This is a genomic window from Streptomyces sp. NPDC101490 (assembly GCF_044767145.1).
In the GTDB taxonomy this organism is placed as follows: domain Bacteria; phylum Actinomycetota; class Actinomycetes; order Streptomycetales; family Streptomycetaceae; genus Streptomyces.
The window spans coordinates 160,544-184,037 of sequence record NZ_JBIWNI010000012.1 but is presented as its reverse complement, the minus strand read 5'-3'; the positions used below and the strand labels follow the sequence as shown (position 1 = coordinate 184,037).

Genomic DNA, 23,494 nt, shown 5'->3' with positions numbered 1-23,494 from the left:
GTAAAACCTCGGAGGGATCCGGGGCGAGGGGAGACCACATGGCCACCGAGGCCACGCCACGGGGCGGCTATCTCGACATACTCCGGGCGCCCCACGCGGCCCGGCTGCTGGCCGGCACGCTCGTGGGGCGCCTGCCCAACGGCGTCGGCCCCATCGCCCTCACGCTCTTCGTCCGCGACCAGGGCGGCAGCTACACCCTGGCCGGCGGCCTCATCGCCGCCTACGGCGTCGCCACCGCCGTCGGCCAGCCCCTCCTCGGCCGCGCCGTCGACCTCAAGGGCCAGCCCCGGGTGCAACTGCCCGCCGCCGTCCTGTCCGCCCTCGGCATGGTCCTGCTGGCCCTCACCGGCATCGGGAACCTGCCCCTCGCCTACGTCGCCGTCGTCGTCGCCGGGCTCTTCACCCCGCCCCTGGAGGGCGGACTGCGCGCCCTGTGGCCGAGCGTCCTGGGCCGCGAGGACCGGGTCCACCGGGCGTACGCCCTGGACGCGGTCGCCCAGGAACTCATGTTCACCGTCGGCCCGCTGCTCCTGACCCTGCTGGTCTCCCTGTGGTCGCCCGCCGCCGCCCTCCTCGTCGTCAACGCCCTGGGCGTCCTCGGCGCCCTCGTCGTGGTCCTCTCCGAGCCCTCCAGGACCTGGCGCTCCGGGACCCGCGAGGCCCACTGGCTGGGCGCCCTGCGCTCCCCGGGCCTGCTGGCCCTCCTCGGCTCCTTCTTCTTCGTCGGGCTCGCCCTCGGCTCCATCACCGTCTCCGCCGTCGCCTACGCGGACGACCGGGGCACCCCGTCCGTCTACGGCTGGCTGATGGCCGCCCTCGGACTCGGGGCGCTCCTCGGCGGCGTCGCCTACGGAGCCCGCCAGTGGGCCGGGACGCCCGAGCGGCGGCTGCGCGTGCTCGTCCTGCTCCTCGCGGTCTGCTACCTGCCGCTGGCGCTCACGCCGGGCCCGGTCGCCATGGCGGGCCTCTCGGTGCTCTCCGGCGTCTTCCTCGCCCCGGTGCTGGCCTGCGCGTTCATCGTGGTCGACCGGCACGCCCCGCGCGGCACCGTCACCGAGGCCTTCTCCTGGCTCGTCACCACCTTCGGCGTCGGCTCGGCCCTGGGTTCGGCCGCGGCCGGACCCGTCGTCGAACTCGCCGGAACGGCGAGCGGGTTCGCCGTCGCCGGAGCGGGCGGTCTCGCCGCCCTCCTGGTCCTCCTCGCCACCGGCCGGGTCCTCGGCGCCGCCACGGTGCCCCCGGTCACCGCCGACACCCCCGGGGACGAGGGACGACACGCCGTGACGGCGGGCGCCCCCGCCTCCGTACACACCGAAAAGAACACGCACTGATCAGAAAATGATCGAAACGGGAACCTCCAACCCGGTTTCAGCACACCTCCTCAGGCGTAATGTTCAGACATGGACCGCCGCATTTTCGGGCTGGAGAACGAGTACGGCGTCACGTGCACGTTCAGGGGACAGCGCCGACTGTCACCTGACGAAGTGGCGCGCTACCTCTTCCGCCGTGTCGTGTCATGGGGCCGCAGCAGCAATGTCTTCCTGCGGAACGGCGCCCGCCTGTACCTGGACGTGGGATCGCATCCGGAATACGCAACGCCGGAATGCGACAACGTGACCGAACTGGTCACTCACGACAAGGCGGGCGAGCGCATTCTCGAGGGTCTGCTCGTCGACGCCGAACGCCGCCTGCACGAGGAGGGAATCGCGGGCGACGTCTACCTCTTCAAGAACAACACGGACTCGGCCGGAAACTCCTACGGCTGCCACGAGAACTATCTCGTCGCCCGCCACGGGGAGTTCTCCCGGCTCGCGGACATCCTCATTCCGTTCCTCGTCACCCGGCAGCTGATCTGCGGCGCGGGAAAGGTCCTCCAGACCCCCCGTGGCGCGGTGTTCTGCGTCTCCCAGCGCGCCGAGCACATCTGGGAGGGCGTCAGCTCCGCCACCACCCGCTCACGGCCCATCATCAACACACGGGACGAGCCGCACGCCGACGCCGAGCGCTACCGCAGGCTGCACGTCATCGTCGGCGACTCCAACATGTCCGAGACGACCATGCTGCTCAAGGTCGGCGCCACCGACCTGGTGCTGCGCATGATCGAGGCGGGCACCGTGATGCGCGACCTGACCCTGGAGAACCCGATCCGGGCCATCCGCGAGGTCAGCCACGACATCACCGGACAGCGCAAGGTCAGGCTCGCCAGCGGCCGCGAGGCCTCCGCCCTGGAGGTGCAGCGCGAGTACTACGACAAGGCCGTCGACTTCGTGGACCGCCGGGGCATCCGCTCCGGCACCGTCGCCCAGGTCCTGGAACTGTGGGGCCGTACGCTCGACGCGATCGAGAGCGAGCGGCTCGACAGGATCGAGACCGAGATCGACTGGGTCATGAAGCACCGGCTCATCGAGCGCTACCGGGCCAAGCACAACATGACCATGTCGAACCCGAGGGTCGCCCAGATAGACCTCGCCTACCACGACATCCACCGCCGCCGCGGGCTGTACTACCTGCTGCAGAAGAACGGGCAGGCGGCCCGTATCTGCAACGACATGAAGATCTTCGAGGGCAAGTCGGTGCCCCCGCAGACCACCCGGGCCCGGCTCCGCGGCGACTTCATCCGCCGCGCCCAGGAGCAGCGGAGGGACTTCACCGTCGACTGGGTCCACCTCAAGCTCAACGACCAGGCACAGCGCACCGTGCTCTGCAAGGACCCGTTCCGCTCCGTCGACGACCGGGTCGAAAAGCTGATCGCCGGAATGTAGGCACCTCGTACGTCCGACCGGGCCCCGCGCCATCGGCGTGCGGGGCCCTCGTCGCGCCCGCACGGTCCCCTAGAGTGTCGGCACAACTACTGTGCCGTCTGAGATCTGAGGAACACGTGCGCCGACTTGCCGGCCTTCTCGTCGTCCCGCTGCTGCTGCTCTCGACAGCGGCCTGCGGCAGCGACGACAAGGGCTCCGATTCCGCTTCGATGAAGAACGGACTGCCCGCCATCACCGCCGGGCAGAAGTTCGGGGAGAAGCCCACACTCGCCAAGGGCGAGGGAGACCCGCCCAAGGAACTCAAGGTTGAGGTCGTCAGCGAGGGCAAGGGTCCGGTGACGAAGAAGGGCGACGCGCTCCAGGTGAACTACCTGGGCCAGTCCTGGGACTCCACCAAGCCCTTCGACAACAGCTTCGACCGGGGCCAGCCCTTCGACGTGACCCTCGGCGCCGGCCAGGTCATCAAGGGCTGGGACCAGGGCCTCGAAGGCCAGAAGGTCGGCAGCCGCGTCGAGATCGGCATCCCGCCGGAGCTCGGCTACGGAGCCCAGGGCCAGGGCGACATCAAGCCCAACGCCACCCTCGTCTTCGTCGTGGACATCCTGAAGGCCGTCACCATCCCGAAGTCCGCCTCCGGCACCTCGGTCGCCCAGGACGACAAGAACCTGCCCAAGGTCGGTACCAACACCGACGGCAAGGCACCCACGGTGACCGTCCCCAAGACCGACCCGCCCACCAAGCTCGTCTCGAACTACATCATCGAGTCCAGCGGTGAGACCGTGAAGGCCACCGACACCGTCGTGGCCAGCTACGTCGCCACCCTCTGGAAGGACGGCAAGGTCTTCGACTCCACCTACACCGCGGGCAAGCCCGCGAACTTCCCGCTCCCGCAGCTCACGCTGAAGGGCCTCAAGGACGGTCTCGTCGGCAAGAAGGTCGGCAGCCGCGTCCTCATCGTCGCCCCGCCGTCCGAGGCCTTCGGCGACGAGGAGAAGCAGGGCATCCCGAAGAACTCCACCCTGGTGTTCGCCGTGGACATCCTGACGAAGATGTAAGACTGTCCCGATCGCGTAGTTCATCAGTATGAGGAGCAGTTCAGTGAGCATCGAGAAGCCCGAGATCGACTTCCCGGGCGGCGAGCCGCCGAAGGACCTGGAGATCAAGGACGTCTGGGAGGGCGACGGCGAGCTCGCCGAGGCCGGCGACTTCGTCAAGGTCCACTACGTCGGTGTCTCCTTCGACTCCGGCGAGGAGTTCGACGCCTCCTAGAACCGGGGCGCCCCGCTCGACTTCAACCTCGGCGCCGGCCAGGTCATCCAGGGCTGGGACAAGGGCGTGCAGGGCATGCGGGTCGGCGGCCGCCGCCAGCTCGTCATCCCCGCGCACCTCGCCTACGGCGACCGGGGCGCGGGCGGCAAGATCGCCCCGGGCGAGACGCTGATTTTCGTCTGCGACCTCGTGGGCGTCACCAAGCGCTGACCCGACGCCGGGCCGGGCACCGTACCGGCCCGTCACGGTCCTCCGAGGGCCCCCGCCGCAACCGGCGGGGGCCCTCGGCTTTGGTGCCCGACACCCCGGGGCGGTACGGTCGGACGTCGGAACGGGATCGGGCGGAAGAGGTGCAGGGCTTCGATGGCGATTGCCAAGTCCGAGCGGCTGATGAATCTCGCGCTGTGTCTGCTCGGGACGCGCCGCCCCCTCAGCAAGCGGGAGCTCCGCGGCTCCATCGAGGCCTACCTCGAAGCGAGCGGCGACGAAGCCTTCAACCGCATGTTCGAGCGTGACAAGGACGACCTCCGCGAGCTCGGCCTCGTCATCGAGACCGTCGAGAACCTGGAGGGCGAGACCGGCTACCTCGCCCGCCGGGACTCCAACCGGCTGCCGCCCATCACCCTCGACGCCGAGGAGGCCGCCGCGCTCGGCCTCGCCGCCAAGGTCTGGCAGCAGGCCCGCCTCGCCGGAGCCGCCAGCGGCGCCCTCCAGAAGCTCCGCGCCGCGGGAATGCCCGAGGCCGGGGACTCGTACGACACCCAGCCCAGCGCCCTCGAACCGCGCATCCCGGTCCACGAGACGGCCTTCGAACCGCTCATGCTGGCCTGCCGCGACCGGCGCCCCGTCGTCTTCGACTACCACAAGGCCAACTCCGCCCGACCCGAGAGCCGCCAGGTCGAACCCTGGACCCTCGAATGCTGGCGCGGCCACTGGTACCTGGCCGGCTGGGACCGCGAGCGCCGCGCCGAGCGAGTCTTCCGCCTCTCCCGCATCACCGGCAAGGTCCGCTCCCGGGCCGGTGCCTTCACCGCGCCCGTGCCCGACGTCGTCACCGTCCGCGAGACCGTGGAGAGCTGGGCGGGCGAGACCGCCACCCGCTCGGCCCGCATCCGGCTCCGCACCGGCTGCGGCTATCCGCTGCGCGCCCGCGCCCAGTCCCTCCACGAGGGCACCGACGGCTGGGACGAACTGGAGATCCCGTACGGGCACGGTCTCGACGCCTGGCTCGTCGAGTTCGGTCCCGACGTCGTCGTACTGGAACCGGCCGACCTGCGGGCCGACGTGGTGGACCGGCTGCGCGCCGTGGCCAAGGGCTGAGGGGAAGACGTACCGCATGGCTGCCAACGCGATCGACCAGACGAGGCGGATGCTCTCGCTCGTCACCTACCTCCGCGAGCGACCCGGGGCGCACGTCGCCGACGTCGCCCGTGCCTTCGGGATCACCGAGGACGAGCTCATCTCCGACCTGGACGTGCTGCCCATGTGCGGCACCAGCTTCCGCGGCGGGGACCTCCTCGACATCGACACCGACGGCGACCGGATCTGGTGGCACAACCCGGACGACGTCGCCGCGCCCCTGCGGCTCGCCGCCGACGAGGCCACCGCCCTCCTGGTCGCCGCCCGCGCCGTCGCCACCCTGCCGGGGCTCCGCGAGAGCGACCGGGAGGCCCTGCTGCGCGCCACCGCCAAGCTGGAGACCGCCGCGGGCGAGGCCGCCGGTGCCAGCTCCCGGCTCTCGGTGACCTTCGAGTCCGAGGGCGGGGTCTTCGCCGAGGTGGACCGGGCGATCTCCGAGCGCCGCCGCCTCTGGGTGCGCTACTACTCGCCCGCCCGCGACGAACTGACCGAGCGCGAGGTCGACCCGATCCGCCTCTTCGCCGTCGGCCACACCTACATGGAGGCGTGGTGCAGGCTCTCCGAGGCGCGCCGCACCTTCCGTCTCGACCGGGTGGCCGAGATCCGCATCCTCGACGAGCACGCGGCGCCGCCGGAGCTGGAACTGCGGGACCTGTCCGCCGCTCTCGTCCAGCCGTCGCCCGACGACCCCGAGGTCGTCGTCGAGGTCGGACCCGGTGGCCGCTGGGTCGCCGAGTACTACCCGCACGACCTGTCCGAGGAACTGCCCGACGGCGGGATGCGGGTCACCCTGCGGACGCCCGACCCGGCCTCGCTGCGCAGGCTCGCGCTCCGGCTGGGCAGCGACGGCCGGATCGTCGCCCCGCCGGAACTGGCCGAAAGTGCCCGCTCGGCGGCGTCGGCCGCGCTCGCCGCGTACGGGAACGAGTGACATTCCCGGCCCGGGAGACGCAGTAACCGATGTGACGGGAGTCAACGTACAGGGTGCGTGAAACCGGGAACGCGCCTACACGGTGCGCGAAACCCCCAGCACGCACGCGCGTGAACCGGCACGACGTACGCACGCACCCACCCGTGAACCGGAACCACGCACCTGAGCGGTGCGAGAGCACGGTGGCCGAGAGACGAGGGAGACGTCCATGACGCACGGCATGACGGCGACAGTGGGCCCGGTCCTCTTCAAGGCCGCCTGCCCCGACTGCCGCTCCCGCTTCGAGCTCGCCGCGAGCGCCATCCGGCTCGCCATCGGCGCGAGCCGCCGCACCACCTTCTACTCCTTCACCTGCCCCGAATGCGGCAGCCCGGTCCGCAAACCGGCCGGGGAACGCATCGTCGAACTCCTCACCGGCGGCGGAGTCCGCACCCTGCGCCTCCACACCGGAGTCTGAGCGTCCCACCGGGCTGCGCCGCTCCCGCCGGGTGGTCCGGCGGGCTCTGTGTCCCCTGGGTCGTCGCGGTCCGCCGGGCCGCACCATCGCACCGGGCTCCGCACCGGGCCGCACCCAGCTCCACACCGGGCCGGTCCGTCGGCCGTACCGTCGGCGTCTAGGCTCATCACATGTTCTGGCCCATGCTCGCCATCGCCCTCGGATTCCTCGGCCTCGTCGTCCTCGGCGTCCTCGCCGTCCGGGTCTTCCTGGAGGTCCAGCGCCTAGGCCGCCAAGTGGCGCACACCACGGAACGGATCACCAGGGCCGCCGAGGAACTGGAGACCGCCGCCGTCGGACTCGCCCGAACCGGCGAATCCCTGCGCTGAGCCCGTGCCGTACGCTGCACGAAGAAGCCCCGCACCGGGCTCGCGGGCCGCAATCGGGAGTATGCACGGGCATTGCCTCGCGTTTACTCCTGCGGGTTACGATCGCAGGCAGCGCGGTGGCCGGACGCATGTCCGACCCGCCGGGCCCCGCAACTCCATGTCGCCTCGGTGAAGAAGGTAAACAGCTATGGGTAGGCTCGGCCCCACCGAGATCATTCTCATCCTCGTCGTCGTCATCCTGCTGTTCGGCGCCAAGAAGCTTCCGGACATGGCCCGCTCGCTGGGCAAGTCGGCCCGCATCCTCAAGAGCGAGGCCAAGGCCATGAAGTCGGACGACCAGCAGAGCGCCCCCGCCGACCCGTCGCAGGCCGCGACCGGGACGACCGCCCCCGCCCAGGACCAGAGCGCCCCGCGCACCATCCAGGCCGCCCCCGGCGACGTGACCAGCGCACGTCCCGTGGCCGAGCCGTCGGACACCACCAAGCGCTGACCCGGTCCGCCGCGGCCGCCGCACCGTGCGGCGGCTGCCGCACGAGATGAGGACGTGGGTTGCTCAAGTCTGCCCGCAAGCAGGAGAAGGATCCCGAGGGCCGGATGCCCCTCGTGGAACACCTGCGCGAACTCCGCAACCGCCTGGCGAAGGGCCTTCTCGCCATCGCAGCGGTGACGATCGTCGCCCTCGTGTACAGCGAGGAGCTGATGCAGTTCCTGACGAAAACCGTGCCCAAATGCGCGGAGGGCGTCACCAGCAACGGCGGAAACTGCGCGATCGTCTCCTTCAACACGCTGATGGCCCCCTTCAGCACGACGATCCAGCTGTCCCTGACGACCGGTCTCGTCGTCGCCAGTCCCGTCTGGCTCTACCAGCTGTGGGCCTTCATCGCACCGGGCCTGCACAAGAACGAGAAGAAGTACACGTACGCCTTCGTCGCCGCCGCCGTACCGCTCTTCTCCGCCGGCGCCTACCTCGCGTACCTCATCCTCCCCATCAGCGTGAAGGTGCTCATCAGCCTCACGCCCGAGGGGTCCGCGAACATCCTCTCGCTCGGTGACGTCCTCGACTTCACCCTGCGCATGGTGCTCGTCTTCGGTCTCGCCTTCGAGCTGCCGCTCGTCCTCGTGATGCTGAACCTGACCGGAGTGCTCAGCGGCCGCCGCATGGCCGGCTGGTGGCGCGGCGTGATCATGGGCGTCTTCGTCTTCGGCGCTGTCATCACCCCCACCACCGACCCCGTCGGCATGATCGCCCTCGCCGGACCCATCACGGTCCTCTACTTCGGGGCTGTCGGCTTCTCCCTCCTCAACGACCGGCGGCGCAGGCGGGGCAACCCCGACGCCGAACTCGACGACGACGAGGCCTCCGCCCTGGACCTCACCCCCGAGGCCGTCGGATCGATCGACCCCGTCGGTGCGCCCCGGGCCCTGCCCGAGCAGTCCACCGGCGCGCACGGCGGGAGCGCCGCCCACCGCGTGAACGGTTACGACGACATCACCTGATCTTGTAGGGTCCCCCCAGACTCCGTCCGGGGGGACCCCCAATGACCAGCGACATCACGCTCTTCGTCAACCCGACCGCGGGGCGCGGACGCGCCGCCCGCGCCGCCGGACCCGCCGCCAGGGCCCTCAGGGAGGCCGGACACCGGGTCCGCACCGTCCTCGGGCACGACGCCGACGACGCCCTGCGACGCGCCCGCGAAGCCGTCGCCGCGGGCACCGGCGCCCTCGTCGCCGTCGGTGGCGACGGCATGATCTCCCTCGCGCTCCAGGCCGTCGCCGGGACCGGAACACCCCTCGGAATCATCGCCGCGGGCACCGGCAACGACTTCGCCCGCACCTTCGGACTGCCCGTCGGCGACCCGGCCGCCGCCGCCCGCGTCGTCGACCGCACTCTCGCCGCCAGCGGCGCCCGGGCCGTCGACCTCGGTCTGATCGAGCGGGGACCGGCCGCCCCCGCCCGCTGGTACGGCACCGTCCTCGCCTCCGGCTTCGACTCCCGTGTCAACGACCGGGGCAACCGGATGCGCATACCCGCCGGACGCTTCACGTACGACCTCGCGATCCTCGCCGAACTCGCCGCCTTCCGGCCCGTCCCGTACCGCCTCACCCTCGACGACGGGCGCGTCGTCGACACCGAGGCCACCCTCGTCGCCGTCGGCAACGGCACCTCCTACGGCGGCGGCATGAGGATCTGCGCCGACGCCCGCACCGACGACGGACTCCTGGACGTCACCGTCGTCGGCGACTGCGACCGCACGACCCTGATCAAGGTCTTCCCCCGCGTCTACAAGGGCACGCATCTCAGCCACCCCAAGGTCACCACCCACCGGGTCCGCTCCCTCACCCTCGACGCCCCCGCCACCACCGGATACGCCGACGGCGAGCCCCTCGGACCGCTGCCCCTCACCGTGACCTGCGTCCCCGGCGCCCTCCGCCTCCTCGCCCCGCCCCAGGAACAGCACCCCCGAACCACCCCCTCCGCTTCCCGTCGATAAAGATCGCGTCACTGTCGGAGGCGGCGGGTAGGCTCGAAGACAAGATGACAGAGGACCTCACACCCGCCCAGGCGTACGCGGCCGCCCGCGCCCGCAACGCCGAGCAGGCCACCGCACTGGCCCCGTTCCGCGAGATGTACGAATTCGGTCTGGACCCCTTCCAGATCGAGGCATGCCAGGCCCTGGAAGCGGGCAAGGGCGTACTCGTCGCCGCGCCCACGGGCTCCGGCAAGACGATCGTCGGCGAGTTCGCCGTCCACCTCGCCCTCACCCAGGGCCGCAAGTGCTTCTACACGACCCCCATCAAGGCGCTGTCGAACCAGAAGTACGCCGACCTCGTCAAGCGGTACGGCAACGACAAGGTCGGCCTGCTCACCGGAGACAACAGCGTCAACGGCGACGCGCCGATCGTGGTGATGACCACCGAGGTCCTCCGCAACATGCTGTACGCGGGCTCCCAGACCCTCTCCGGCCTCGGCTACGTCGTGATGGACGAGGTCCACTACCTCTCCGACCGCTTCCGCGGCGCCGTCTGGGAGGAAGTGATCATCCACCTCCCCGCGTCCGTGACGCTCGTCTCGCTCTCCGCGACCGTCTCCAACGCCGAGGAGTTCGGCGACTGGCTCGACACCGTCCGGGGCGACACCGAGGTCATCGTCTCCGAGAGCCGCCCCGTCCCCCTCTGGCAGCACGTCCTCGCCGGACGCCGGATGTACGACCTCTTCGAGGAGGAGACCGACCACGGCGGCCGGGGCGCCTCCCGCCGCGAGGTCAACCCCGACCTTCTCCGCCTCGCCCGCACCGAGAACACGCGCACGTACAACCCGCGCGACCGCCGCCGCGGCAAGATGGTCCGCGAAGCCGACCGGGAGCGCGAGCGCCGCCAGCGTTCCCGCATCTGGACCCCCGGCCGCCCCGAGGTCATCGAGCGCCTCGACGCCGAAGGACTCCTGCCCGCCATCACCTTCATCTTCAGCCGCGCGGGCTGCGAGGCCGCCGTCCAGCAGTGCCTCTACGCCGGACTCCGGCTCAACGACGACGAGGGCCGCCGCCGGGTGCGGGAGATCGTCGAGGAGCGCACCGCCGCCATTCCCGACGAGGACCTCCACGTCCTCGGCTACTTCGAATGGCTCGAAGCGCTGGAGCGCGGCATCGCCGCCCACCACGCGGGGATGCTCCCGACCTTCAAGGAAGTCGTCGAGGACCTCTTCGTCCGCGGCCTCGTCAAGGCCGTCTTCGCCACCGAGACGCTCGCCCTCGGCATCAACATGCCCGCGCGGACCGTCATCCTGGAGAAGCTCGTCAAGTGGAACGGCGAGCAGCACGCCGACATCACCCCCGGCGAATACACCCAGCTCACCGGCCGCGCGGGACGCCGGGGCATCGATGTGGAGGGCCACGCCGTCGTCCTCTGGCAGCGCGGACTCGACCCCGAGCACCTCGCCGGACTCGCGGGCACCCGCACCTACCCCCTGCGCTCCAGCTTCAAGCCCTCGTACAACATGGCGGTCAACCTCGTCGACCAGTTCGGCAGGCACCGCTCCCGAGAACTCCTCGAAACCTCCTTCGCCCAGTTCCAGGCCGACCGCTCGGTCGTCGGCATCTCCCGCCAGGTCCAGCGCAACGAGGAAGGAATCGAGGGCTACCGCGAAGGCATGACCTGCCACCTCGGAGACTTCGAGGAGTACGCGCGGCTCCGCCGCGACCTCAAGGACCGCGAGACCGAACTGGCCCGGCAGGGCGTCGCCCAGCGCCGCGCCCAGGCCGCGAGTTCCCTGGAGAAGCTCAAGCCCGGCGACATCATCCACGTCCCCACCGGCAAGTTCGCCGGCCTCGCCCTCGTCCTCGACCCCGGCATCCCGGCCGGACGGACCAACGGACACCGGGGCTTCGAGCAGCACGACGGGCCGCGGCCCCTCGTCCTCACCGCCGAGCGGCAGGTCAAGAGGCTCGCCTCCATCGACTTCCCCGTCCCGGTCGAGCCCCTGGAGCGGATGAGGGTCCCCAAGTCCTTCAACCCGCGCTCCCCGCAGTCCCGCCGCGACCTCGCCTCCGCCCTGCGGAGCAAGGCCGGACACATCGACCCCGGACGGCACCACAAGCAGCGCGCCGTGGCCGCCGACGACCGCGAGATCGCCCGGCTGCGCACCGAGATCCGTGCCCACCCCTGCCACGGCTGCGCCGAGCGCGAGGACCACGCCCGCTGGGCGGAGCGCTACCACCGGCTCCAGCGCGACACCCAGCAGCTGGAACGGCGCATCGAGGGCCGCACCAACACCATCGCCCGCACCTTCGACCGGATCGTGGCACTCCTCACGGAGCTCGACTACCTCCGGGGCAACGAGGTCACGGAGAACGGCAAGCGCCTCGCCCGGCTCTACGGCGAGCTCGATCTGCTGGCCAGCGAATGCCTTCGTGACGGTGTCTGGGAGGGTCTCACCCCGCCCGAACTCGCCGCCTGCGCCTCCGCGCTGGTCTTCGAGGCACGCCAGTCCGACGACGCCGTCGCACCGAAGCTGCCCAGCGGCGCGGCCAAGGCGGCGCTCGGTGAGATGGTGCGGATCTGGGGCAGACTCGACGCCCTCGAAGAGGAGTTCAAGATCAATCAGGCGGAGGGGGTCGGCCAGCGGGAGCCCGACCTCGGGTTCGCCTGGGCCGCGCACCAGTGGGCCTCCGACAAGAGTCTCGACGAGGTGCTGCGCGAGGCGGAGATGCCCGCCGGTGACTTCGTCCGCTGGTGCAAGCAGGTCATCGACGTCCTCGGTCAGATCGCGGCGGCGGCGCCCAGGGAGAACAGCACCGTCGCCAAGAACGCCCGCAAGGCGGTCGACTCCCTGCTGAGGGGTGTCGTGGCCTACAGCTCCGTGGGCTGACGGACTCGCTGTCCTCTCTCCGGAGGGCGGACTCTCTGGTTCCTGTTTCCGGGGGACGGGCCTTCCGTCTCCTGGTCCGGGGCGGTCGCTCCGTCTCCTGGCCGGGGGCGGTCGCTCCGTCTGCTGTCCCCCTGTCCCCGATCTGGTGCCCGTGGCGAACACGCCACGGGCACCAGGCGTTCCACCAGCAGGGGCTGCCTCCTCCGTACGGGTGGGTTTCGGTGACGTTGTCCACAGGCCGTTGTCCACAGGGGTGGCGGGCGGGGGACGGTTCCGCTTGCATGGACCCACCGGCAGGAACGGCGAGTTGGGGAGGGGACGTTCATGACCACGCAGGCAGGCCATCCGCAGGCCGGGGTACCGGGCGAGGGGCGATCGCGGGGGGAGGGCGCCGGATCGGCCCCGGAGGGCGCGGCGGCTGCGGAGGGCAGGGCGGTTCCGGGGGGCGGGGCGGCTCGGGGGGAGCGGGCGGCTCCGGGGGACGGGGCGGCGCCGAAGACGCCCCCGGTCGTCGTCGACGGGCCGCGCGGCGTGCCGTTCCTCGGGAACCTTCCGGCCTTCGGCAGGAACCCGCTCGTCTTCTTCGAACAGCTCCGGGACCGGGGCGACTTCGTGCGCTGGCAGTTCGGCGGCAAGCCCTGCCTCTTCGTCGCCCACCCCGACGCCGTCGGTGAGCTCCTCACCGAGGTCGAGCGCACCTTCGACCAGGCGGACCTCGGCATCGCCTTCCGCACCCTGCTCGGCGACGGCGTCATCGTCTCCAGGGGAGCCGACTGGCGGCGCAAGCGCTCCCTGGTGCAGCCCTCGGTCCGGCCCAAGCAGGTCCGTTCCTACGCGGCGACCATGACCGAGTGCGCCGTCGCCCTCGCGGACCGCTGGACCGGCGGACAGCGGGTGGACATCAAGAAGGAGATGGCCGCCCTCACCCAACTCATCGCGGTCCGCACGATCTTCGGGGTCGACACCGCTGCGGACGCCGATGCCATCAGCAGTGCCATGGACATCGCGCAGAAGGAGATCGGGGCCGAGTTCAGCGGCATCGGAGCGGTGCTCCCCGACTGGTTCCCCACTCCGGGGCGCGCCCGGATCAAGCGGGCGGCCGCCGTGATCGACGCCGAGGTCTCCCGTGTCCTCTCACAGCAACGCGACGCCAGGAGTGAGCGGGACGACCTGCTCAGCCGTCTCCTGGCGGCCACCGACGAGACCGGTTCGTCCCTCTCGGACCAGGAGATCCGCGACGAGACCGTCACGCTCTACGTCGCCGGTCACGAGACCACCAGCTCCACCCTGGTCTGGGCCTGGTACCTGCTCTCCCGCAACCCCCATGTCCGGGACGCGCTCACCGAAGAGCTCGACCGGGTCCTCGCCGACCATGAACCGGGGTACGAGGACTACGCGTCCCTGACCTACACCCAGGCCGTCATCAAGGAGACCCTCCGGCTCTACCCCACGATCTGGCTGATCACGGGCCTGGCGAAGGAGGGAGCCACCCTGGGCGGTATGCCGGTGCCGGTCGGCACCCGCGTCTGGTCCAGCCAGTGGGTGACCCAGCGCGACCCCCGCTGGTTCGGCGACGCCGAGACGTTCCGCCCCGAGCGCTGGCTGGAGAAGGAGGACGGGTCGGCCGAGGAGATGCACGAGTATGCGTGGTTCCCCTTCGGCGGCGGCCCGCGCGTCTGCCTCGGCACTCGATTCGCCCTGGTGGAAGCGGTCCTGATCCTCGCGGTCCTGTCCCGCCGCTACCACCTGGACGTCACGGCCGACGAGATCCACCCGGTCCCGAGCCTCACCCTCCAGCCGGACAGAGACGTGCTGGCGACGGTGCGGGCCCGTGCGTGACGCCTGGAGGAGTGCTGGCCGGGAGGTGAGGATTCGGGGGTGACGGCCTGGGGCGGGGACTCGGAGTGAGGGCCTGGGAAGGGGAGGCGCAGCGCCGGGTCGGGCGGTCGGGTGGTGTCCGGGGGTAGCGGCTTCGGTTCGGCACCGCCGCTCAGCGGGGTGACGTGGACGCCAGCGCCGTCGCGAGAGCCCTGAGTTCTTCCGCACGCAGTACCCGGCCGTCGAACCCGGGCAGCGGGACATGGAGGGAGGAAGTCCAGCGGGCGGGGATCGCCGAGGCTCCGTACACGGCGCCCGCCAGCGTCCCGGTGACGGCGGCCACGGTGTCGGTGTCACCGCCCAGGTCCACCGCCGCCACCAGGGACTCCTCCAGGGAGGCGGTGGTGCGGAGCGCCCAGACGGCCGAGCCCAGGCAGGGCCACACCGCGCCGTTGAACTCGGTGGCGCGGTCCGGGTGCCAGTCGGGTGCGAGGACCGTCGCCCAGCGTTCCCGGTGGGCCGGTGCGACTTCGGCGAGGGTGGCGGGCAGGGCGGTGAGCGGGTCCTCGCCGAGCAGGGAGACACGGACCAGTTCGTGGAGGACGGCTGTTCCCTCCCAGGCGGCGCCGTCGCCATGGGTCAGGGCACTGATCCGTCGCCCCGCGTCCATCGTGGCCGCGCGTCCGTGGGCCGCGAAGCGCACGGCGGAGGTGGAGGCCCGCATCAGGGCGCCGTTTCCCGCGCCCCGGCCGTTGACCTGGAAGTGCAGGGCGGCCGCCAGGTCCCAGGGGTCCTCGCCGAGGAGCACCTGTTCGGTGAGGAGGCCGATGTCCTTGGGGTCGGCCGCCGCCCAGCGGCGGAACCGGGCGAAGAGGTCCGGCAGATCGAGGCCGCCGCGTTCCAGCAGGGACTCGCCGACGAGGACCGCCATCTGTGTGTCGTCCGTCGCCTCGCCCGGCTCCCAACCGCCGCCTCCGCACAACTCCCCGGCACCGTCGGGGAAACGCTCCCGGAAGGCGCCGGGAAGGCCGAACTCGAAGGGGGCGCCGAGAGCGTCGCCCACGGCCGAGCCGAGGACGGCGCCCACGGCGCGGTCGGTGCTGAGCATCCGGTCAGCGTAGTGGGACCGCCGACGGACGCGTCGTGGAGTTTCTGGTCGTCCGTACCGCGCGGACGATCAGGAAGAGGGGGAGGCCGAGAGGGGAGAGGAAGATCGTCAGGAGGAGCAGCGGGGACATGAGGAGGGGAGGGACGGCGAGGCGGCGGGCCTCGCGGTACATCCACTGGCCGATCAGCAGGTCCCAGGCGAGGATCTGCGCCCAGATCGCCCCGGCGCCGTTCCCGAGGGCGGCCAGGTCGCGGAAGGCGTCGAGGTTCGGGCTGCTGACCGCCGACCACAGTTCGGGCAGGACGGGTACGGCGAGGACCGCCCAGAGAATCAGGATCGGTACGACGGTGAGGGGTGAGGCCGCGACGCGTTCGGTGATCCGCCAGGTCGGTGCGAGGACCATCAGCAGCCAGACGGGCGCCACCAGGTAGAAGGCCAGGTCGAAGAGGGGGCCGGTCATGCCGGGATCTCCTCGGTGCGGGCGGGTGCCGGGGCGGGCGCGGGAGTGCCGGTCGGCAGCCGGAGCGAGAGGGCGGTGGCGGCGGCGCCGAGCAGTGCGATCGTGACTGCGGCCGCCAGCGTCGTGGCGTCGGGGGAGAGCAGGGCCTGGCCGCGCAGTGCCTGCCAGGTCAGCAGGACGAAGGTCGCCGTGTAGGCGCCCGCCGCCGTGAGGGTGAGCCGGAGCCGGACCCGCTCGTCGGCGAGGCGGGTGAAGCGCGGGGCGAGGGCCGCGAGGACGATCAGGAGCAGCGGGAGCAGTTGCAGCGCGTGCATTCCGAAGAAGTGCGCCACCCGCAGGTCGCCGCCGGTGTCGGCCCAGCCGGTCAGCGGCATGGAGGGTCCGCCGTCCGGGACGCCGACGGAGTGGGCGCCCACGATGGGGGAGTCGGGCCGGGCCAGCTGTTCCGGGGTCGGTTGCACCATCAGGAAGCCCACGGCGGCACCGGCCAGGGCTATCAGGGAGGAGAGGCGGACGGCCCAGGCCATGGCCCGGTCGAGTATTCGGGCCCGGAGCAGCAGGACCGCGATGACCAGGGCGCTGAGCCACAGTACGGCGACGGTGGCGCCCATGAACTGGAAGACGGCGTTGTCGAAGGAGGTGGCCTGGTTGAAGTGGCTCTGGGTGCCCCGGATCACCTGGAGGGTGATGAGGACCATCTCGGTCGTGCCGGCGATGACCACCACCGTCCCGGCCCACCAGCCGACCCGTCGGCCCCGGGGGAGCAGCGACAGCATCCAGGCCAGCGAGAGCCCGTAGGCGATGAAGGAGACGGAGAACTTGAAGGGTTTGGTCCAGATCGGCACCCCGACCAGGACGCGGTCGTCGACGAGGATGCCGATGGCGGAGACGAGGGCGAGGACGCCCATCGAGGCGGCGAACCAGGTCAGTGGCCGGTGCAGCCGGGTGACCGGGACGAGCGAAGGCATAGAGATCCCCCCGTGGGAAACTATGGATAGCGGCACTTGCCACTATCTGATAGCGCCACTATCTATGATGGGGATGCCGGTCGGCAAGGCCGGAGCACGACCTGAAAGGTGAACACGCTTTGCGCATCGGAGAGTTGAGTCGTAGGGCCGGGGTGTCGGTGCCGACGATCAAGTTCTATGTACGGGAAGGGCTGCTGCCGGCCGGGGAGCTGACGAGCCCGAACCAGGCCTCGTACGGAGAGACGCACGTACAGCGCCTCCGCCTGATCCGGGCACTCCTCGATGTGGGCGGCCTGTCGGTCGCGGCCATCAGGGAGGTGATCGTCGCCGTCGACGACGTCGAGAAACCGGTGCACAAGCTGCTCGGCACGGCGGCCAGTCGCATGGTGCCGCGTTACGACCGTGAACCGGGTACCGGCATGGACGAGGCGCGGAAGTCGGTCGCCGACCTCATCGAAGCGCGCGGCTGGCGTGCTCATGCGGACAGCCCGGCAGCCGAGTCGTTGGCGACGGCCCTCGCGGCCCTCGAAGAGGTCGGACACGGAGCCTTCGCCGAAGTCCTGGGCGCCTACGCCGACGCCGCGGAAGGCGTGGCGCGGGCCGATGTCGACTACGTGGCCCACCACGTCGCACGCGAGGAACTCGTCGAGAGCGTCGTCGTCGGCACGGTCATCGGCGACGCGATCTTCTCGGCCCTGCGCCGCCTGGCCCAGATGGACGTCTCCAACCGCGCCTTCGGTCCGGCGACTTAGCGGCGGGAGCCGAGGGGAAGGAGAAGGAGGAGGAGCGGGCGCCCCTGAGCGGGTGGGTGCTGAGGGGGCGACCGAGGGCGGGAGGGAGCGACCCCCGGGGGTGTCAGGGCCCGGGAGTCGACGGAGCCCAGAGGGAGGGGGCGGGCTACGGCCCCCGGGGAAGTGGTGCGCTGGCGGCGTGGCCCGGAGGGGCGGGGCCGCGAGGGTGACGTGCCCCAAGGGTGGGGTGACGTGTCCCGGGAGCGGTGAAGCGCTGTGGGCCGGGTGGCCGGGGATCGCCTGGGGTGATCCAGGGCGGGCGGCCACCTGGGGTGCGCGAGCCTCGTGGGTGTGGGTGTGGGTGTGGGTGTGGGTGTGGGTGTGGGTGGGCGGGGAAGGGGAGGGGGAGGGGGGAGGCCCCCTCCCCGGTCAGTTCTCCTGCTCCTGCTCCACCTGGTCGTTCCACTCGCGCTTGATTGCTCGCCAGGCCTCGTCCGACTTGCCCAGGCGCCAGTAGCCCGAGATGGACAGGCGTTCGCGGGGGATCTCGCGTTCCAGGCGCAGGTGGTGGCGGAGTTCCTTCACAAGCCCCGCTTCCCCGTGTACAAAGGCGTGGACGTCACCCATAGGGAAGTCCAGGGACCGCACCGCCTCGACGAGCGCCTGGCCCGCGGGGCGTTCGCCCCGGTACAGCCAGGTGACGTGGATGCCGTGCTCCGTGGCGAACTTCTGCTCCTCGGCGGTGTCCGAGATCTCCACGAAGGCGTGGACCCGCGCACCGGCGGGCATCGCCTCCAGGGCCACCCCGATCGCCGGGAGCGCGCTCTCGTCGCCCACGAGGAGGTGCCAGTCGGCCGCCGGGTCCGGGGCGTAGCCGCCGCCGGGGCCGAGGAAGCGCACCGTTTCGCCCGCCGTCGCCCGCGCGGCCCACGGGCCGGCGAGGCCCTCGTCGCCGTGCACGACGAAGTCGATGGTCAGTTCCCGGTGGACCTGGTCCCAGGCGCGCACGGTGTACGTCCGCGTGGTCGGCCACTGGTCCCGGGGGAACTCCGCCCGGATCCGCTCCATGTCGAACGGCTCCGGGTAGGAGACCCCCTCGGGGGCGAACAGCAGTTTCACGTAGTGGTCGGTGTGGGTGCCGATCTCGAACGCGTCGAGTCCGGGGCCGCCGAGGACGACCCGCACCATGTGCGGGGTGATCCGCTCGGTGCGCACCACGCGCGCTTCGGTGGCCTTCGGTGCCTTGCGGGGCTGCTCCGCCACGGGGGCCTCCTGACTCGACTCACTTAGGTATGCCTAAGACTTAGGTATGCCTAAGCTAGCATCTCCAGGCTACGTCGCCACAGTGCGCCCCGCGAGGCTCAGTGCCCCAGCACCGGCAGCAGGCGTCCCACCGCCCCGCCCAGCCCCCAGCGCTTCACCAGCGCGTCCAGTGCGGCCGGGTCGTGCGGGGCCTTGGGCAGGGCCGGGTCGAACGCGGGCAGCGGTACGTCCCGGGCGACCCGCACCACCGTCGGCGCCACGTCCAGATAGGCGGCGGCCTCCACGATCCCGCGCCGCTTGGCCGGGGTCAGCTTCGACGTGCGGTCCTCGGCGGCGGCCCGGACGCCCGCCAGATCTCCGTACTCCGTGATCAGCTGGGCCGCGGTCTTCTCGCCGATGCCCTTCACGCCGGGCAGGCCGTCGCTGGCGTCCCCGCGCAGGGCGGCGAAGTCCGCGTACCGGTCGGGTTCCACGCCGTACTTCTCGCGGATCAGCCGCGCGTCGACCAGGTCGCAGTCGCCGACCCCCTTGCGCGGGTACAGCACGCGCACGCCCCGCTCGTCGTCGACGAGCTGGAACAGGTCCCGGTCGCCGGTGACGATGTCCACGGGCCCCCCGGCGCGCGCGGTCAGCGTGCCGATCACGTCGTCCGCCTCGTACCCGGGCGCCCCGATCCGGGCGATGCCCAGTGCCGCGAGGACCTCCTCGATCACCGGCACCTGCGGGGACAGGGTGTCCGGGACCTCCTCCTCGTCCGGGCCGGTCTCCGTCTCGACGGCGACCCGGTGCGCCTTGTACGAGGGGATCAGGTCCACCCGCCACTGCGGTCGCCAGTCGTCGTCCCAGCAGGCCACCAGGTCGTCCGGGCGGTGGTCCTGGACGAGCCGGGTGATGAAGTCGAGCAGTCCGCGCACGGCGTTGACGGGAGTGCCGTCGGGGGCGCGGACCGAGTCCGGCACACCGAAGTAGGCGCGGAAGTAGAGGCTTGCGGTGTCGAGGAGCATGAGGCGTCGAGTCACCTCCCCTATTTTATGGCGCGGACCGACAGCGGACGCCGGAGCCGTGCCGCCGCGGGTCCCCGTGCCGCCGTGGACCCGGGGCCCTGCTCCCTCGGCGCCCCCGCCTTCCGTGGAGCCACCATCCGCGGTCCCCGCTCCCACCGCGCCCTGCCTGTGGCTCCCCGCTTCCGCTGAACCCTTGCTTGTGGCCCCTGCTCCCACCGCGCCCTGCCTGTGGCTCCCCGCTTCCGCTGAACCCCTGCCTGCGGCCCCTGCTCCCATCGAACCCTCACCCCCGAGTGACCCACATCACCTTTGCGTTTGCGCCCTGTGAAGGCGGGCAGGCGCGAGCCCGGAGCGGAACCCGGTACGGGATTCAACCAAGGAATCCCCGTACGTGACGGGCCCGCGGGCCGATCCCGCCCGCTCCACGGCCCGGCCGCGCGGGGGTGGCGGGCCGTTCTCGTCGCTACCCGTGAGGTTTATGTGTCCAGGCTCCAGGCCGACCACCTGTTCAAGGTGTTCGGCAGACGACCCGACGAAGCCGTCCGCAGGCTCGTCGACGGTGCCGACCGCGAGGAACTGCGCGCCGAGGGGACGACAGCAGCCGTCGTGGACGCCGGATTCACCGTCGAGCCCGGCCAGATCTTCGTCGTGATGGGGCTGTCCGGATCGGGCAAGTCCACCCTGCTCCGTATGCTCAACGGCCTGCTCGAACCCACCGCGGGCCGGGTCCTCTTCGATGGACGCGATCTGACCGCACTGTCCCCCCGCGACCTGCGTGCGGTCCGCTCCACCAAGATCAGCATGGTTTTCCAGCACTTCGCTCTGTTCCCGCACCGGAACGTTCTGGAGAACGCCGCCTACGGCCTGGAGGTGCAGGGCGTCCCGCGCGCCGAGCGCGAGACCCGCGCCACCGAGGCCCTGGAGCTGTGCGGTCTGGCCGGCTGGGAGAAGTCCTGGCCCGATGAACTCTCCGGCGGGATGCAGCAGCGGGTCGGCCTGGCCCGCGCGCTCGCCACCGACGCCGACCTGCTCCTGATGGACGAGTCCTTCAGCGCGCTCGACCCGCTCATCCGGCGGGACATGCAGGACCAGTTGCTCGTCCTCCAGCAGCGGCTGAAGAAGACCATCGTCTTCATCACCCACGACCTCAACGAGGCCATGCGCCTCGGTGACCGCATCGCCGTCATGCGGGACGGCCGGATCGTGCAGCTCGGCACCGCGGAGGACATCCTCGTCCGCCCCGCCGACGACTACGTGGCCTCCTTCATCCAGGACGTCGACCGCTCCCGGGTGCTCACCGCCGCCGCCGTCATGGCCGACGGCGCGGTCCCCGCGGAGTGCCCCGCCGACTGCCCCTGCCGTCCCGTCGGACCGGACACGCTCGTCGCCGACCTGTGCGCCGTGGCCGCCCGCACCCCGCACCCCGTGACCGTCGAGGACGCCGACGGCGCCGTTCTGGGAGTCGTCCCCACCGAACGCCTCCTCGGCGTCATGGGCGGTCTCGGCGCCGCCGACATCCCGACGGGTCCCCGTACGGGTTCCCTGACACGTAAGGGCAGGGGCGCGGAGACGAGCGCGTCCCCGCGCCCGGCCCGCACGAGCCCCACCGGACCGGCGAGGAACGCGGACATCGCGAAGAACACCCGCCCCGCGGAGGGCACCGGTCCCGCGAAGAGCACCCGCGACACGTCCGGTGCCCGGCGGACCGCGACCGCCGGGGACGCCCGGAACCAGGAGGAGGTGACCGCCCGTGCCTAGGCTCCCCCTCGGAGAGTGGGTCGACAGCTCGGTCGACTGGCTCCAGGCCCAGTTCTCCTGGCTGTTCGACGCCATCAGCTCCGGTGTCACCGGCCTCTACGACGGCATCGACGCCGTCCTCTCCGCGCCGCACCCGCTCCTCTTCGCGGGCATCCTGGCCGTCGTCGCCTGGTGGCTGCGCGGCCTCGCCGCCGGTGTCCTCGCCTTCGCTGGCTTCGTGCTCGTCGACTCGGTCCAGCTCTGGGACGAGGCCATGGCGACGCTCTCCCTGGTGCTCGTCGCCACCCTGGTGACCCTGGTCATCGCCGTGCCGCTGGGCATCTGGGCGGCCCGTTCGAAGACCGTCAGCGCCGTCCTGCGGCCCGTCCTCGACTTCATGCAGACCATGCCCGCGATGGTCTACCTCATCCCCGGCATCATCTTCTTCGGCGTCGGCGTCGTCCCCGGCATCATCGCCACCATCGTCTTCGCGCTGCCCCCGGGCGTGCGCATGACCGAGCTGGGCATCCGTCAGGTCGACGGCGAACTCGTCGAGGCCGCCGAGGCCTTCGGCACCACCCCGCGCAACACGCTGCTGCGCGTGCAGCTCCCGCTCGCCCTCCCGACGATCATGGCCGGTGTCAACCAGGTCATCATGCTGGGCCTCTCCATGGTCGTCATCGCGGGCATGGTCGGCGGCGGCGGACTCGGCGGCGCCGTCTACCGGGCCATCGGCAACGTCGACATCGGCCTCGGCTTCGAGGCGGGCGTCTCCATCGTCGTCCTCGCCATGTACCTGGACCGGATGACCGGCGCGCTCGGCCGCCAGGTCTCCCCGCTGGGCCGCCGCGCCGCCGCCAGGGCCCGCGCCGCGGCGAGCGCCAGGCGCCCCGGCGCGAAGCTCTGGGCCCACCGCCCGCAGCCCGTCACCGCGCTCGTCGGTGTCGTCGTCCTCGCCCTGGTCGCCGGTGGCACGAGCCTCTTCGGCGGCCCCGCGGGCGGCACGGGACCGAACGGCGCCGACGGCAAGAAGATCAGCATCGGATACATCCCCTGGGACGAGGGCATCGCCTCCACGTACCTCTGGAAGGAACTCCTGGAGCGCAAGGGCTACGAGGTCGACACCAAGCAGCTGGAGGCGGGCGCCCTCTACACCGGTCTGGCCGGTGGCCAGCTCGACTTCCAGACCGATGCCTGGCTGCCCGTCACCCACGCGCAGTACTGGGAGAAGTACCAGGACGAGCTGGAGGACCTCGGCTCCTGGTACGGGCCCACGTCGCTGGAGCTGGCCGTCCCCTCCTACGTCGACGGCGTCGACTCCCTCGCCGACCTCAAGGGCAAGGGGGACCGGTTCAAGGGCCGGATCGTCGGCATCGAGCCCAGCGCCGGAATGATGGGCATCCTGAAGGACAAGGTGCTCAAGGAGTACGGACTGGAGGGCGAGTACGAGGTCGTCGACGGCTCCACGCCCGGGATGCTCGCCGAACTCAAGCGCGCGTACGAGCGCAAGGAACCGGTCGTCGTCACCCTCTGGTCCCCGCACTGGGCCTACTCCGCCCACGACCTGAAGAAGCTCGACGACCCCCGGGGCACCTGGGGCGAGGGCGATGGCGTCCACACCCTCGCCCGTAAGGGATTCACCGGGGACAACCCGGAGGTCGCGGCCTGGCTCAAGGACTTCGAGCTGACCGAGAAGCAGCTCACCGACCTCGAAGCCGTCATCCAGGAGACCGGCAAGAGCAAGGAGCAGGAGGCCGTCCGCACCTGGCTCGACAGCGAACCGGGCCTCGCGGAGAAGCTCACTCCGTAGCGCCCCCGGGCCGGACCGCTCGCCGTCGCGCGGAGCGGTTCCTGTCCGAAAAGGGGTGGTCGCCGAGCGTGTCCGGCGACCACC

20 protein-coding genes and 1 pseudogene are annotated in these 23,494 nt (G+C 71.3%); 16 read left to right on the top strand and 5 right to left on the bottom strand.

Annotated features, from left to right (window positions below):
• Nucleotides 1-38: 38 nt before the first annotated feature.
• The 13 genes and pseudogenes from ACIRQY_RS22340 (at nt 39) to ACIRQY_RS22280 (ending at nt 14,350) form a co-directional block, all read left to right on the top strand.
• Nucleotides 39-1,331, top strand: a complete 1,293-nt coding sequence (locus tag ACIRQY_RS22340; protein WP_403928251.1) for an MFS transporter — start codon at nt 39-41, stop codon at nt 1,329-1,331.
• Nucleotides 1,332-1,400: 69 nt separating this feature from the next.
• Entirely contained in the window at nt 1,401-2,762 is a 1,362-nt protein-coding gene (gene pafA / locus ACIRQY_RS22335) for a Pup--protein ligase (RefSeq protein WP_351792260.1), read from the top strand.
• Between the two features lie 116 nt (nt 2,763-2,878).
• Nucleotides 2,879-3,817, top strand: a complete 939-nt coding sequence (locus ACIRQY_RS22330; RefSeq protein WP_403928248.1) for an FKBP-type peptidyl-prolyl cis-trans isomerase — start codon at nt 2,879-2,881, stop codon at nt 3,815-3,817.
• A 43-nt stretch (nt 3,818-3,860) separates the two neighbouring features.
• Nucleotides 3,861-4,241 (top strand): annotated as a pseudogene (locus ACIRQY_RS22325) (FKBP-type peptidyl-prolyl cis-trans isomerase).
• A 153-nt stretch (nt 4,242-4,394) separates the two neighbouring features.
• The gene (locus ACIRQY_RS22320; protein ID WP_351792252.1) at nt 4,395-5,351 is read left to right on the top strand and encodes a WYL domain-containing protein; all 957 of its coding nucleotides are present in this window, start codon (nt 4,395-4,397) and stop codon (nt 5,349-5,351) included.
• 16 nt (nt 5,352-5,367) lie between these two features.
• Nucleotides 5,368-6,321, top strand: coding sequence for a WYL domain-containing protein (locus ACIRQY_RS22315; protein WP_351792249.1), 954 nt, complete (start codon nt 5,368-5,370; stop codon nt 6,319-6,321).
• A 208-nt stretch (nt 6,322-6,529) separates the two neighbouring features.
• Nucleotides 6,530-6,778, top strand: coding sequence for a hypothetical protein (locus tag ACIRQY_RS22310; RefSeq protein ID WP_351792247.1), 249 nt, complete (start codon nt 6,530-6,532; stop codon nt 6,776-6,778).
• Nucleotides 6,779-6,948: 170 nt separating this feature from the next.
• Nucleotides 6,949-7,146, top strand: a complete 198-nt coding sequence (locus ACIRQY_RS22305) for a hypothetical protein (RefSeq protein WP_351792244.1) — start codon at nt 6,949-6,951, stop codon at nt 7,144-7,146.
• Between the two features lie 187 nt (nt 7,147-7,333).
• Nucleotides 7,334-7,636 carry a Sec-independent protein translocase subunit TatA gene (tatA, locus tag ACIRQY_RS22300; RefSeq protein WP_366442365.1) on the top strand — a complete coding sequence of 101 codons (303 nt, stop codon included), beginning with the start codon at nt 7,334-7,336 and terminating at the stop codon, nt 7,634-7,636.
• A 104-nt stretch (nt 7,637-7,740) separates the two neighbouring features.
• Nucleotides 7,741-8,643, top strand: a complete 903-nt coding sequence (gene tatC / locus ACIRQY_RS22295; protein ID WP_403928295.1) for a twin-arginine translocase subunit TatC — start codon at nt 7,741-7,743, stop codon at nt 8,641-8,643.
• Nucleotides 8,644-8,684: 41 nt separating this feature from the next.
• Complete coding sequence (locus ACIRQY_RS22290) at nt 8,685-9,638, top strand: diacylglycerol kinase (RefSeq protein WP_403928242.1); 954 nt, start codon at nt 8,685-8,687, stop codon at nt 9,636-9,638.
• A 44-nt stretch (nt 9,639-9,682) separates the two neighbouring features.
• Nucleotides 9,683-12,511, top strand: coding sequence for a DEAD/DEAH box helicase (locus ACIRQY_RS22285; protein WP_351792232.1), 2,829 nt, complete (start codon nt 9,683-9,685; stop codon nt 12,509-12,511).
• A 324-nt stretch (nt 12,512-12,835) separates the two neighbouring features.
• On the top strand, nt 12,836-14,350 hold the full coding sequence (locus ACIRQY_RS22280) for a cytochrome P450 (RefSeq protein ID WP_403928239.1): 1,515 nt from the start codon (nt 12,836-12,838) through the stop codon (nt 14,348-14,350).
• Nucleotides 14,351-14,501: 151 nt separating this feature from the next.
• Here ACIRQY_RS22280 and ACIRQY_RS22275 read toward each other — a convergent pair whose 3' ends face one another.
• Genes ACIRQY_RS22275 through ACIRQY_RS22265 form a run of 3 tightly spaced genes read right to left on the bottom strand, consistent with a single transcriptional unit; the run spans nt 14,502 to nt 16,865 of the window.
• Nucleotides 14,502-15,437, bottom strand: coding sequence for an ADP-ribosylglycohydrolase family protein (locus ACIRQY_RS22275; RefSeq protein ID WP_403928237.1), 936 nt, complete (start codon nt 15,435-15,437; stop codon nt 14,502-14,504).
• 4 nt (nt 15,438-15,441) lie between these two features.
• Nucleotides 15,442-15,897, bottom strand: coding sequence for an ABA4-like family protein (locus ACIRQY_RS22270; protein ID WP_403928234.1), 456 nt, complete (start codon nt 15,895-15,897; stop codon nt 15,442-15,444).
• On the bottom strand, nt 15,894-16,865 hold the full coding sequence (locus ACIRQY_RS22265) for a hypothetical protein (protein WP_403928231.1): 972 nt from the start codon (nt 16,863-16,865) through the stop codon (nt 15,894-15,896). The genes ACIRQY_RS22270 and ACIRQY_RS22265 overlap by 4 nt, the downstream gene beginning before the upstream one ends.
• Nucleotides 16,866-16,984: 119 nt before the next feature.
• Here ACIRQY_RS22265 and ACIRQY_RS22260 point away from each other — a divergent pair, with 119 nt between their 5' ends.
• Nucleotides 16,985-17,617: a MerR family transcriptional regulator gene (locus tag ACIRQY_RS22260; protein ID WP_403928229.1), complete on the top strand. Its 633-nt coding sequence runs from the start codon at nt 16,985-16,987 to the stop codon at nt 17,615-17,617.
• A gap of 408 nt (nt 17,618-18,025) precedes the next feature.
• On the opposite strand, the gene ACIRQY_RS22255 is transcribed toward ACIRQY_RS22260, so the two are convergent.
• Together ACIRQY_RS22255 and ACIRQY_RS22250 are read right to left on the bottom strand one after the other, a co-directional pair.
• Nucleotides 18,026-18,859, bottom strand: coding sequence for a siderophore-interacting protein (locus ACIRQY_RS22255; protein ID WP_403928227.1), 834 nt, complete (start codon nt 18,857-18,859; stop codon nt 18,026-18,028).
• A gap of 98 nt (nt 18,860-18,957) precedes the next feature.
• Complete coding sequence (locus tag ACIRQY_RS22250) at nt 18,958-19,863, bottom strand: 5'-3' exonuclease H3TH domain-containing protein (protein ID WP_403928292.1); 906 nt, start codon at nt 19,861-19,863, stop codon at nt 18,958-18,960.
• 480 nt (nt 19,864-20,343) lie between these two features.
• Between ACIRQY_RS22250 and ACIRQY_RS22245 the strand changes: the two genes are divergently transcribed.
• Both ACIRQY_RS22245 and ACIRQY_RS22240 read left to right on the top strand, forming a co-directional pair.
• Complete coding sequence (locus ACIRQY_RS22245) at nt 20,344-21,621, top strand: glycine betaine/L-proline ABC transporter ATP-binding protein (protein WP_403928225.1); 1,278 nt, start codon at nt 20,344-20,346, stop codon at nt 21,619-21,621.
• The gene (locus ACIRQY_RS22240; protein ID WP_403928222.1) at nt 21,614-23,410 is read left to right on the top strand and encodes an ABC transporter permease/substrate binding protein; all 1,797 of its coding nucleotides are present in this window, start codon (nt 21,614-21,616) and stop codon (nt 23,408-23,410) included. Before ACIRQY_RS22245 ends, ACIRQY_RS22240 begins: the two co-directional genes overlap by 8 nt.
• Nucleotides 23,411-23,494: the final 84 nt, after the last annotated feature.

Excerpts from the sequence above, each read along its gene's own strand:
- ACIRQY_RS22340 (WP_403928251.1), top strand. The coding sequence starts at position 39 with ATGGCCACCGAGGCCACGCCACGGGGCGGCTATCTCGACATACTCCGG.
- pafA (WP_351792260.1), top strand. The coding sequence starts at position 1,401 with ATGGACCGCCGCATTTTCGGGCTGGAGAACGAGTACGGCGTCACGTGC.
- ACIRQY_RS22320 (WP_351792252.1), top strand. The coding sequence starts at position 4,395 with ATGGCGATTGCCAAGTCCGAGCGGCTGATGAATCTCGCGCTGTGTCTG.
- ACIRQY_RS22315 (WP_351792249.1), top strand. The coding sequence starts at position 5,368 with ATGGCTGCCAACGCGATCGACCAGACGAGGCGGATGCTCTCGCTCGTC.
- ACIRQY_RS22310 (WP_351792247.1), top strand. The coding sequence starts at position 6,530 with ATGACGCACGGCATGACGGCGACAGTGGGCCCGGTCCTCTTCAAGGCC.
- ACIRQY_RS22305 (WP_351792244.1), top strand. The coding sequence starts at position 6,949 with ATGTTCTGGCCCATGCTCGCCATCGCCCTCGGATTCCTCGGCCTCGTC.
- tatA (WP_366442365.1), top strand. The coding sequence starts at position 7,334 with ATGGGTAGGCTCGGCCCCACCGAGATCATTCTCATCCTCGTCGTCGTC.
- tatC (WP_403928295.1), top strand. The coding sequence starts at position 7,741 with ATGCCCCTCGTGGAACACCTGCGCGAACTCCGCAACCGCCTGGCGAAG.
- ACIRQY_RS22290 (WP_403928242.1), top strand. The coding sequence starts at position 8,685 with ATGACCAGCGACATCACGCTCTTCGTCAACCCGACCGCGGGGCGCGGA.
- ACIRQY_RS22285 (WP_351792232.1), top strand. The coding sequence starts at position 9,683 with ATGACAGAGGACCTCACACCCGCCCAGGCGTACGCGGCCGCCCGCGCC.
- ACIRQY_RS22280 (WP_403928239.1), top strand. The coding sequence starts at position 12,836 with ATGACCACGCAGGCAGGCCATCCGCAGGCCGGGGTACCGGGCGAGGGG.
- ACIRQY_RS22275 (WP_403928237.1), bottom strand. The coding sequence starts at position 15,437 with ATGCTCAGCACCGACCGCGCCGTGGGCGCCGTCCTCGGCTCGGCCGTG.
- ACIRQY_RS22270 (WP_403928234.1), bottom strand. The coding sequence starts at position 15,897 with ATGACCGGCCCCCTCTTCGACCTGGCCTTCTACCTGGTGGCGCCCGTC.
- ACIRQY_RS22265 (WP_403928231.1), bottom strand. The coding sequence starts at position 16,865 with ATGCCTTCGCTCGTCCCGGTCACCCGGCTGCACCGGCCACTGACCTGG.
- ACIRQY_RS22250 (WP_403928292.1), bottom strand. The coding sequence starts at position 19,863 with ATGCTCCTCGACACCGCAAGCCTCTACTTCCGCGCCTACTTCGGTGTG.